The 8920-nt window shown below is 41.1% G+C and carries 10 protein-coding genes; 5 read left to right on the top strand and 5 right to left on the bottom strand.

Going from position 1 to position 8920, the window contains the following annotated elements; translation table 11 throughout:
* Positions 1 to 130 precede the first annotated feature (130 nt).
* A complete protein-coding gene (locus ACFQZJ_RS06220; RefSeq protein WP_379933086.1) occupies positions 131 to 814 on the bottom strand; it encodes a peptidoglycan DD-metalloendopeptidase family protein in 684 nt (227 codons plus the stop codon).
* A 101-nt stretch (positions 815 to 915) separates the two neighbouring features.
* Between ACFQZJ_RS06220 and msrA the strand changes: the two genes are divergently transcribed.
* On the top strand, positions 916 to 1614 hold the full coding sequence (msrA, locus tag ACFQZJ_RS06215) for a peptide-methionine (S)-S-oxide reductase MsrA (RefSeq protein ID WP_379933084.1): 699 nt from the start codon (positions 916 to 918) through the stop codon (positions 1612 to 1614).
* A 252-nt stretch (positions 1615 to 1866) separates the two neighbouring features.
* On the opposite strand, the gene ACFQZJ_RS06210 is transcribed toward msrA, so the two are convergent.
* From ACFQZJ_RS06210 to ACFQZJ_RS06200, 3 genes are read right to left on the bottom strand one after another with little or no spacing between them, the layout of a single operon-like run.
* Positions 1867 to 3369 carry a hypothetical protein gene (locus ACFQZJ_RS06210; RefSeq protein ID WP_379933082.1) on the bottom strand — a complete coding sequence of 501 codons (1503 nt, stop codon included), beginning with the start codon at positions 3367 to 3369 and terminating at the stop codon, positions 1867 to 1869.
* Positions 3341 to 3916 (bottom strand): hypothetical protein, encoded by a 576-nt coding sequence (locus ACFQZJ_RS06205; RefSeq protein ID WP_379933079.1) that lies wholly within the window; start codon positions 3914 to 3916, stop codon positions 3341 to 3343. Before ACFQZJ_RS06205 ends, ACFQZJ_RS06210 begins: the two co-directional genes overlap by 29 nt.
* A complete protein-coding gene (locus ACFQZJ_RS06200) occupies positions 3900 to 4442 on the bottom strand; it encodes an RNA polymerase sigma factor (protein WP_379933077.1) in 543 nt (180 codons plus the stop codon). The genes ACFQZJ_RS06205 and ACFQZJ_RS06200 overlap by 17 nt, the downstream gene beginning before the upstream one ends.
* Positions 4443 to 4551: 109 nt before the next feature.
* Here ACFQZJ_RS06200 and ACFQZJ_RS06195 point away from each other — a divergent pair, with 109 nt between their 5' ends.
* The 4 genes from ACFQZJ_RS06195 (at position 4552) to ACFQZJ_RS06180 (ending at position 8219) form a co-directional block, all read left to right on the top strand.
* Entirely contained in the window at positions 4552 to 5460 is a 909-nt protein-coding gene (locus tag ACFQZJ_RS06195; protein WP_379933075.1) for an aldose epimerase family protein, read from the top strand.
* Between the two features lie 31 nt (positions 5461 to 5491).
* A complete protein-coding gene (locus ACFQZJ_RS06190) occupies positions 5492 to 6052 on the top strand; it encodes a DUF2911 domain-containing protein (protein ID WP_379933073.1) in 561 nt (186 codons plus the stop codon).
* 3 nt (positions 6053 to 6055) lie between these two features.
* Complete coding sequence (gene meaB, locus ACFQZJ_RS06185) at positions 6056 to 7105, top strand: methylmalonyl Co-A mutase-associated GTPase MeaB (protein WP_379933071.1); 1050 nt, start codon at positions 6056 to 6058, stop codon at positions 7103 to 7105.
* A gap of 193 nt (positions 7106 to 7298) precedes the next feature.
* A complete protein-coding gene (locus tag ACFQZJ_RS06180; protein ID WP_379933070.1) occupies positions 7299 to 8219 on the top strand; it encodes a FlgO family outer membrane protein in 921 nt (306 codons plus the stop codon).
* A 7-nt stretch (positions 8220 to 8226) separates the two neighbouring features.
* Here ACFQZJ_RS06180 and ACFQZJ_RS06175 read toward each other — a convergent pair whose 3' ends face one another.
* Positions 8227 to 8910, bottom strand: a complete 684-nt coding sequence (locus tag ACFQZJ_RS06175) for a hypothetical protein (RefSeq protein WP_379933068.1) — start codon at positions 8908 to 8910, stop codon at positions 8227 to 8229.
* Positions 8911 to 8920 lie beyond the last annotated feature (10 nt).

The raw sequence follows: 8920 nt of genomic DNA, 5'->3' as shown, positions 1-8920 counted from the left end.
ACCGTTCGCCGAAAAACCCATATTACTCGGTATCTGACAGCAATTGGGACAAACTGCAGAATTCGCTCGGTGAACTGCACAAAGCCTAAAAACACCTCATCGAAAAAAGAGGTCGTTAAACGGTTGATTCCTATCCTATATTCAATAAAAGGTTCGGGTCTGGGCAGTTTTTCTTATAATATTCCAGGTCTGTAAGTGCGCATACACCAGGATAGTCTCCAAAATATCCTCCTATATCCTGTACGAGCTGAAAATGTAGGTGTGGTGCATAGTTAACGTTGATATCGGCCGTCCCTAAGGTACCCAAGACGGTTCCCGCATCAAACTGTTTTCCTATTTCGAGACCGTCCAGCGATTCCACCGAAAGATGTCCGTATAGCGTATAAAAGCGATATCCCTTTAATTTATGTGCTAAAATAATGGTTGGGCCATAATCGCCGCTAGTATTATTATTTTTAAAACTATGAACGGTGCCGCTTATGGGTACGATAACCTTTGTTCCTGCAGCACACCAATAATCGACACCCAAATGTATATTGCGCTTTGCATCCGGCGAACCGGAAAAACCAGCTTTATCGGCATATAGGTTCCGTTGCTCTAAATAGCCCCCATAGGCCACGTTTCCATGGCTACCTTCCAAGAGGTCGTTTATGTACTGTTCGCACGCTATCGGGTCGGTTATGTCAATAGCTTTCAAATCGATGTTCGAAACGCTTAAATCCAATGGTTTATAGTTTTCCAAAGGAATAGCGTTGTCCAATATGGCGATCGGATGCTTCGTGTAAGACGACAATACCTCTAAAAATGACTTCATACCATAAAAATAAAGCTTACATCCGTTTCATTAACATTTTTTAACCCTTACTACCGTAAGGACTTTGTAAATTGCCTACAAATTGTAAAAAAAGAACTCCAATGAAATTTAAATCACTATACTTCTTGTTCGTTGCGCTATTCATGGTAACAAGTTGTAAATCCAACACCAAAGAAACAAATCTGCAGCAGGCGAAAGAAGTAGCACAGGAGTCCGCACCTGAAATTATAAAATTAAGTCCGCAAGAACTCCAGAACTACGAAACGGCCTATTTTGCCAGTGGTTGTTTTTGGTGTGTTGAGGCTATTTTTGAAAGCGTACGAGGGGTAAAGGAGGCGGTATCCGGCTATTCCGGTGGTACGGAAGAAAATCCCAACTATGACATGATCGGTAATGGCATTACCAGACATGCAGAGGCGGTAGAAGTCTATTACGACCCAAAGCAAATTTCCTTTACAGAACTAGTGCAGGTGTTTTTTGGGTCCCATGACCCTACCACCTTAAACCAGCAAGGTCCGGACCGTGGCTCGCAGTACCGCTCCATTGCTTTTTATAAAACCGAGAAAGAAAAGAACATTATAGAAGGCTACATACAAGCTGCCGTTGATATGAATATCTATGAGGGCGATCCCATTACCACGGAAGTTACCAAATTTGAAAAATTCTGGAAAGCCGAGGAATACCACCAAGATTATGAGCGTAAGAACCCGAACAACTCGTATGTACGTAACGTCTCGATTCCAAGGCTAAATCGGTTCAAGGCGAATTTTGGGGATTTCTTAAAGAAGGATAATCACTAATTGCTATCGTTTTTAGGTTGACGGAGCCGTACCGGATTCGGCCATGACCGTTGCCGTCTTTCATCCCGTAGAAAAAGTTAGGATAAAATCCAGCCTCCCCTAGCTGGAGAACAAACCTACCTATTGCGACTGCCATTTTTCGTGCCTTATTCCTTTGGTACATTCTTGTTAAGCAGGTGTTTGAACATCTGCACCGCAGGAGCAATACTTAGTAGATTTCTAAATCCCTTGTCCAACCTTTTATGCACGTTACTACCGTATCGCGATATCACTATACTCCGCTGTTATTTGTATGGCACCACCACCTTCACCTAGGTGGTTTCCCTTGTGAACAAAGGTGTTTCCGTTTTTAGTGTCCGTGAGCAAGAGGCCTTTTGGCAAGCTTAGTTCGGAGTTGGTCCTTTTGAGATAAATGGCCGTAGGACTGTTAGGCAAGCTTAAGTGCAACTCCCCGTTTTTTAAGGAAACATCTAATTCTTCAAACGAATTTTCTACAGATTTTATGACTAGCGGACCAAAATCGTTCTTTATGAAGGCTTTGCCTAAAAGTTCATCAATAGTCACATCCGAAGAAGTAGCGCTTAACCGTAGGTTCATAACCTCTGCCAACGCAACACTCCTGGAGTAGTTGGCATGCAGCTGTCCTTGGCTCCATTTTTGAACGCTTACAGGGGTATACGAAGCTGAGATTTTAGTTTCATTCCCGTCTATACTTGTGCCCCACAAACTTGCGTATGACAAGGTTGCATTTAAGTTTTTAGTATTTTCCGCCAATCTCACTTCGCCATGGCGTACGTTCATTTGAATGCGCATACCCTTGGGCATTTTAACTTTAATTGTTTTTTTCACCTTATACTTCTTCTTCCCATCACTGGAGGATGAATAAAAAATAGTAGGGGGACTTATTATACTATCTCTTCTAAAAAATAAGCTGTGAGCGTCTGTTTGGGTTAGCAAGGAATCTAATGCCGCTGTACGGTTTTGAAGCAATTCCGCTCTTTTTTCGAACAATTCGCTTCTTCTTTCCGCAAACGCTTCCATTTTTTCCTGTAAGGCCTCGGTACGTTTTTCTACCAGTTCGTTTCTTCTGGTTTCGTAGGCCTCCATTTTTTCCTCACGTTCCTCGGCTTGCTGCTGTAGTTTAGTGGCGCGCTTTTCCATTTTTTCAACCCACTTCTCCAGTCGTTTTTGATGTTCCTTATCAAAACTTCGTTCAAAGTTTTTTTGCCAGTTCTTCATATACGCCTCCCCATCTTTTTTATAGGCATCATAATCAAACCGGAACGCACCGGTCATAGGTAAAGGAGGCATTTCTATCATTTCTGGAAGTGGACCGATTTCGGGTATTTCTACTGTAAAAGCGGAAACATCGGGAATATCAAAATCCAAATCCCCAAAATCAACATTGAATTCTCGACTGGAAAACAGGCCTATTCCTTGCGATTTGGAAATAATGGACACTTTCTTGCTGTTTCCCAAAATTTCGATCGGAGTACGCTCATAATATGCATTTGCTTCCTGTTCGGTGGCACCTTCAAGCTCAAATGTTGCCGTTACCACTACCTTGTTTTGGTTCCATGTTTCAAACGCAATATCCGCGTAGTTGGTATTGATATCCAAAATGGCCTCTTTCCCAACAGCAAAGCTTTCAGTATAGGTTTTCGTCTGTTTTTGCGCGTTACCAATTAGGGTAATGGTCAAAAAACCTAGTATAATGCTGAAGCGTCTAAATAGTAGTGTTGATGATCTGTTCATTTTTTGATGATTTTAATTGGTTTAATTTCTTTTTAAGCCGTTGCAACAATTGCAAACGCAGTTGTAAATTGCCAATAAGCGCAGTTATGGTTTGGTCATTGGGACCTATGTCATTCAATTCTATGGTAAGCAGCTCGTACTCATCGTTCAATTCAGATAATCGGTCCATAAAACTATCTACGACCGCCCTGTTATCTTCGGAAACCTCCAGTTTTGAAAACTCTAAATTGATATGGGCTACGTAATAGCTCTCCACCTTTTTTAAATCGGGGGATAGATCGCCTAAAGAAAAATTGCTGCCTTCCTTCTTTAAGTTGACCACTAAGGGTGTTTCCACATCTTTTTCAAGCCATAGCAAATAGCTTGCAAGGCCAAGACTACACAACACCAAGATAGATGCGGCGAACTTCCATAATCCAAACCGTTTTTTAGTTGGCGGCATAGCCTTATCCAGCTTTTCTTCAAATCGAAGAATATGGCCCTCCTTTAAGACATCACGACTCCTTTTACGGTCTTTTTTAAATAGTTCCCTAAGATCCTGTTCCATATCCTTTTCTTGTTAATACCGATTTTAAATACCCTTTACCTCTTAGCAAACGGGTTCTGCTGGCGGTTTCGGTCAATCCCAATACCTGTGAAATTTCTTTATGGTCAAAACCTTCCAGCAAATACATTAGTACCACATACCTGTATTTATCGGGCAACTTTTGTATAGCTTGCTTCACCTCGTTGATCGTAATTTCCGGGCCAACGCTCCAATCATTATCATCAACTATTTGCATATACTCTTCTTCCAAGGGCAGTAAACGCTGTTTCCTGGACTTTAAAAAATCGATACACTTATTTACGACAATTCGCTTTAACCAAGCGCCAAACGAAACCTCGCCACTAAACTGATGTATGTTCTGGAAAGCATTTATGAACGCATCTTGGAGTACATCCTCCGCATCATCGGAATTACACAAAAATCGCATGGCCACCACATACATACCATCGCAGTATTGCCGGTATAATTGTAGCTGCGCCTTCCGGTCGTTCCCCTTGCATTTTTCTACTACATCAGTTTGAAACATTGGCCGGTCTGGTATTGGTTTTACCTTGATCGTTACCTAAAGGACGAAAGAAAAAAATGGTTGTGACAAAATTCTTTTATTTTTACATAGATAATTAGAACAGAACCTATTGAAACAAGTTACGATTTCCAACGAGTTTATGACCCTGATGGTGCTGGATTACGGTGCCATTATCCAAAAACTATTGGTTAAGGGCAAAGAGGGCAACTATATAAATACCGTAGTGGGCTACAACCATCCCAGTAGATACAAGTTGGACGAAAACTGCCTTGGTGCCTGCGTGGGCAGATATGCGGGACGTATTGCCAAAGGCGGTTTTGAACTGGACCGAGAAAAGTTCTTTTTGCATCAAGAAGAAGGGGTGCACCTTCACGGCGGTAAAGAAGGTTTTAACCAAAAGACCTGGACTATTGAAGAGGTGAGTAAAACCGAGGACCCCTTTGTTACGCTCTCCTATAAAAGCAAGCATTTGGAGGAGGGCTACCCTGGAAACCTGACCGTACACATCACTTACAAATTGGTACATAACGCATTACAGATTATTCATGAAGCCGTTACGGACCGCAGCACGGTGGTGAACCTCACTAACCATTCCTATTTTAAAATAGACGACAGTCCGTATGTAGACGATTATGAACTACAACTCAACTGCCCCTATTTTTTAGAACTGGAAGATAACCTTTTGCCAACCGGCAATATAGTACCCGTACGTTCTACGGACAATGATTTTCTGCTGCCAAAGCCTATAGGTATAAAACGTATGGACACGGTATTTGTTAAAAATATGGGTAGCGAAAAAGTGGCGGAACTAAGTTCCTCCCGATCGGGTATTTCGATGAAAGTGTATACCAATCAACCTGCATTGGTTGTTTATACGCCGCTTGATTTTCCGGGCATCTGTTTTGAAACACAAAACTATCCCGATGCGCCCAACCAACCTGACTTTCCCAATAGTGTGTTGCGGCCGGGTGAAACCTATAACAACATTACTATCTTTAAGTTTGATGTAGTACAATAGCAATACAGGAACATTGGTTTAAACAACAGCTATGAAATTTTTGAAGAGACTGTTTATTTTCTTACTCGTAATTGGAGGGTTGTTTTACTTTATTGGACTACCCTATTTGCAAAATCAGACCAAAAAACACAGTCCCGAAAAAACTACCGGTTATCTGTTAAAAGGCACGGAGTTACACGTACGATACTCCAGCCCGTCCAAAAAAGACAGAACTATTTTTGGAGAACTCGTTCCCTACGATAAGGTATGGCGCACAGGAGCCAATGAGCCCACTACGTTTACCACTTCCCAAACCATAAAAATTATAGACAAGGACCTTAAGCCAGGAACCTATTCCTTATGGACCATTCCCGGTAAAACTAGTTGGAAGGTCATTTTTAACAGGTCGGTTCCAGATTGGGGCGTTACCCTAAGTAGTGGCGGTCAGGAAACTACTAGGGATCCCGAACAAGATGTACTCCAGGTAGAAGTACCCGTAGGTGAACTCACCACACCCGTTGAAAATTTCACTATTGCATTTGAAGAAGATACTCAGTTATACCTTAACCTATCTTGGGATACGGTAAAAATTCGTATTCCCATCAATACATAAAACTTGAACGAAAACGGCAACAGGAAGTCTCCTTCCAAAAAAAAGAAACCTACGAGCTCCGGACGGCTATACAATTCGGAAGAACTTGTTGCAGGTATACGTGGCAATACTATTGCGGCACTGAGCAAGGCAATTACTTTGGTGGAAAGCACTAAACCGGAACACCAAGCGATCGCAAATCGAATTATTGAGCTATGCCTGACGGAGAAACAAAAAACCTTGCGCATTGGCATAACCGGCGTGCCGGGTGTTGGAAAAAGTACCTTTATCGAAAGTTTTGGCAAATTGTTGACCAAAAGGGGCAACAAAGTATCGGTCCTTACCGTAGATCCTACGAGTAGCAAGACCAAAGGAAGCATTCTGGGCGATAAAACAAGGATGCAGGAACTGGTGCAAGACCCAAATGCCTTTATCAGACCTTCCCCCTCAGGAGATTCCCTTGGCGGAGTAACCAGAAAAACAAGGGAAAGCATAATCCTCTTGGAAGCTGCCGGCTATAACATTATTATTATAGAAACGGTTGGTGTAGGACAAAGCGAAACGGCAGTCCACAGCATGGTAGATTTCTTTTTGCTCTTGAAACTTTCCGGTGCGGGCGATGAGCTACAAGGCATCAAAAGAGGCATCATGGAAATGGCCGATGCCGTTGCGATAAACAAAGCCGACGGGGAAAACCTGAAAGCGGCAAAACTGGCCGAAGTGGAGTTTAGAAGAGCACTACAGCTTTTTCCTCCAAAAGAAAACGGATGGACACCCAAAGTGATGCGCTGTTCCGCTTTGGAGCATACGGGATTGGAACCTATATGGGAGGTGATACAAGAATTTGTAGAAACCAGTAAAGCAAACGGTTACTTTGAACGCAATAGACAAGAACAAAATAGAAGTTGGTTGATACAGCATATAGAACAAAGTCTTAAAAATGATTTTAACCAAGACCCTAAGGTCAAAACTATGCTGCCAGATCTGGAACAAAAAGTGATGCTGGGTACCCTTTCGCCATTTAACGCCGCGCGGCAGTTATTGGCTGTGTATCGTAGAACGGAAAACACTTAACGGACAGATAACCAAAATGCAATTTTCAACTTTTAAAATGGCATAGGCCGCTATCAAAAAGAGTTCATGCCTTTATGTAAGCAAGTCTTAGGTAATTCATATCTTGAACGCCAACTTATAACTGTTTTATAAACATCATATTAGAAACTATTTTATTCATTCTACTTCCCTACATACCTTGAAACCAATTAAAATGAAACAATTTTTACTCCTAGGTGCATCACTTTTGCTATTGTCTACACATCTAAACGCACAAGACTTTGATACTAAACTGGAACAATTGGCCCAAAACATTGCCACAAAACTAGATGGAAAAAGTAAGAAAAGGGTAGCTGTATGGGGCTTTGTTACCGAGAATGGTGAACGCAATGCCCTAGGCAATTATATTACGGAAGACTTCTCTGTATATCTGACCAATTTTGGCGATAATTATGAAATCATAGACCGTAACCATCTGGATATGTTGTTAAAAGAACATCAATTGAATTCAGAGGGGTATATTGACGAAAACACGGCAAAGGAACTGGGTAAAATTGTTGCCGTTGACGCCATAATCACCGGGACTTTTACTGTTTTGACGACCAACGTAAAAGTCCGTGCCAAAGTTTTGGATACAGAAACTGCGTTACAATTTGCGGCTAGCATGTCTAACTTACCCTTAAATGAAAATGTGTCCTCTTACCTGGGTATATCTTTGGATGGCGAAAACTCGAGAAACAAAGGGTTCAATACACCTTTAAACTCTAATGAGACAATAAATGACCCTAATACCGTAGATAAGAATTGTAAGCAAAATATGACCGGTGATTTTTGCTTTAGCAATGCTCTAAATGAAAAAGTGATTGTAAGGATTGCACATTACAGAGACGCTAAATATCATCATCAAAATACCTACAAGCTTATTATTCTAAATGCAAAAGAGACTAAATGTGTTTATGGACTTATAAATCGACCCTTCAATTTTTACATAGCTTCTTTTAAAGATTTTGAAAACAGTGAAAAATTTAGAGGCAAAGAATTAAATTTAAGCTATCACCCTTATTACAAATTCCTTAAAGACAAAGGAGAACTAAAGGTAGAAACTTGCAGGTCTAAAACCTATACCATCAAGTAAGCAAACTTTAAATACCATTGATTTTTCGTATGGCCACATCCTTCGCCTGTTCGTTAGAAAAACCGATTCCATAGCGGGTAAGAGATGCAGACAGGTTTTTTAACTTAAATCCGGAACGTACGTTATAGGTATCGAACGCTATTTGTAACATACACGTAATTTTGGCGCCATTATTCTTAAAAGTATAAGAAACGGTTCCTATACATACGTTTTCTAGCTTGCCAAGTCCGGTCATAGTACCATTTAGCAAATGTAGTTTGTTTGGTGTTGGAGAAACGGACTTTACTTGATACTCCTGTAAAATAGTTTTCTCAAGCTGCCCGGCAACGGTTCGGTCCAGATTGTTTTCATCGAATATGAATATCCCAATGGAATTTTCAACTTCCTTTATATTGCTTGGCACAGCTAATTTAACAGTGTCCCCAACAGAAACCGCCGCGCTACCCTGTTTTGTTAATTCGAAATCTGCTTTAGAACCATTGCCAGGTGTGTTGCCTATAATCAGATTATCTATTGTACTGTCTTTCCCTACTTTTATCGCCTCGTTTTTTTTGGTTAAGGTACTGTCTTTTGAACTTTTGGCCGTATCAAAAACATAGGGTATCAATTTAAATACGATCAACACGATCACCAACACTTTCGCCAAACTGGCTAACCAAAATTTAACTTTCCTTTCTGTCCTTAAATCCATATAGCCCAAC

It is taken from the genome of Maribacter chungangensis (assembly GCF_042676845.1).
Lineage (GTDB): Bacteria > Bacteroidota > Bacteroidia > Flavobacteriales > Flavobacteriaceae > Maribacter > Maribacter chungangensis.
This window is presented reverse-complemented; position numbering and strand designations above follow the sequence as displayed.